2 protein-coding genes are annotated in these 1,837 nt (G+C 71.0%); both read right to left on the bottom strand.

Annotated features, from left to right (window positions below; genetic code table 11):
• Nucleotides 1-38 precede the first annotated feature (38 nt).
• Nucleotides 39-1,019, bottom strand: coding sequence for a DNA-binding protein WhiA (gene whiA, locus BIU95_RS13280; protein WP_017887252.1), 981 nt, complete (start codon nt 1,017-1,019; stop codon nt 39-41).
• A gap of 74 nt (nt 1,020-1,093) precedes the next feature.
• The coding region (rapZ, locus tag BIU95_RS13275; RefSeq protein ID WP_071251896.1) for an RNase adapter RapZ at nt 1,094-1,837 on the bottom strand (744 nt) is incomplete at its 5' end.

Below are 1,837 nucleotides of genomic sequence, written 5' to 3'. Positions count from 1 at the left end.
GCACCGCGCCTCCCGTCCGCAGGGTCGACAGACCCGTGTCAGACCCCTTCGAGCTCCTCGGGAACACTCGCTTCGGTACCCGGGATGCCGAGGTCGGAGGCCCGCTTGTCGGCCATCGCCAGCAGGCGACGGATGCGACCCGCGATGGCGTCCTTGGTCATGGGCGGGTCCGCGTGCTGGCCGAGCTCGTCGAGCGAGGCGTCGCGGTGCTGCAGGCGCAGCGTGCCGGCGTACTGCAGGTGGTCGGGGACGTCCTCGCCGAGGATCTCGAGCGCGCGCTCGACCCGGGCGCAGGCGGCCACGGCGGCCTGCGCGGAACGGCGCAGGTTCGCGTCGTCGAAGTTGACCAGGCGGTTCGCGGTCGCACGGACCTCGCGGCGCTGGCGCATCTCCTCCCAGTCGGCGGTGGTGCGTGCGGCGCCCATGACGGTCAGCATCTGACCGATGGCCTCACCGTCGCGGATGACGACGCGGTGGACCCCGCGGACCTCGCGGCCCTTGGCGGCGACACCGAGACGCGACGCGGCACCGACGAGGGCCATCGCGGCCTCGTTGCCGGGGCAGGTGACCTCGAGCGCAGCGGCCCGACCGGGGTCGGTCAGGGTGCCGGAGGCGAGGAACGCACCACGCCAGATGGCGGCGAGGTCCTCGCGGTTGCCCGTGGTCAGGCGGTTCGGCAGCCCGCGGACGGGTCGACGACGGGCGTCCATCAGGCCGGTCTGGCGAGCGAGGGTCTCCCCCGCCTCGAGCACGCGGACCAGGTAGCGGGTCCCGCGACGGGAGGATGCGGACGACCCCACCGACGCCTCGCTGCGCACGCCGTACAGCTCGGCGAGGTCCTTGCGGACCCGGTGCACGATGATCCGGGTGTCGAGCTCGACCTCGACCGCGATGCGGCCCGAGATGACGTGCAGACCACCGGCGAACCGGAGGATCGTGGCCAGTTCGGCGGCGCGGACCGTGTTGCGGTTCACGGCGACCCTGGCCAGTTCGTCCTTGACCTCGGCAGTCAACGGCACAGCATCATTCCTAACTTCATTCAGTGGTTCCCGCAGATCCGGCGGCACGGGCGTGGGAGCGGCCGGAGGGACGGTCACTCCCGGCCGAGATCTCGGTTCTTCACACGCACGGCGACGCCTGGCATCCCGCGGAGGAGGTTCGCCAACTCGGCGACGATGGCGACCGAGCGGTGCTTCCCGCCGGTACAGCCGATGGCGATCGTAGCGTGTCTTTTGTTCTCGCGCTGGTACCCCTCGAAGACCGGCTCGAGCACGGAGGCGTAGCGGTCGACGAACGGACGGGCTCCGGCCTGGCCGAGCACGTAGTCCGATACCGGCTGGTCGAGGCCGGTGTGGGGCCGCAGTTCCGGCACCCAGTAGGGGTTCGGCAGGAACCGGACGTCCGCCACCATGTCGGCGTCGGCGGGCAGTCCGTACTTGAATCCGAAGCTCATCAGCGTGACCTGGAGTCCCACGAAGTGCTCGTCGGCGAACTGTTCGATGACGGTGTTCGCGAGCTGGTGGATGTTGAGGTCGGAGGTGTCGATCACCACGTCGGACGCCTCACGCAGGCCGGCGAGACGCGCGCGTTCGCGGGCGATGCCGTCGAGCAGGGTGTCCTCGCCCTGGAGTGGGTGGGGTCGGCGCACCTGCTCGAACCGTCGGACCAGCACGGCGTCGGTCGCCTCGAGGAACAGCACCCGGACCCGCGCGGACGTGCTCGAGCGGACCTGCTCGACCGCGTGCTCGGGGTCGGTGAAGAACCGCCCGCCCCGGACGTCGACCACCGTGGCGATCTTCGGGATCTTCTCGCCCGCACGGTCGGCGAGCTCGGTCAG

This window comes from Curtobacterium sp. MCBA15_007, assembly GCF_001864905.1.
In the GTDB taxonomy this organism is placed as follows: domain Bacteria; phylum Actinomycetota; class Actinomycetes; order Actinomycetales; family Microbacteriaceae; genus Curtobacterium; species Curtobacterium poinsettiae.
The sequence above is the reverse complement of the archived record's forward strand: the minus strand, read 5'-3'. Positions and strand labels throughout refer to the sequence as shown.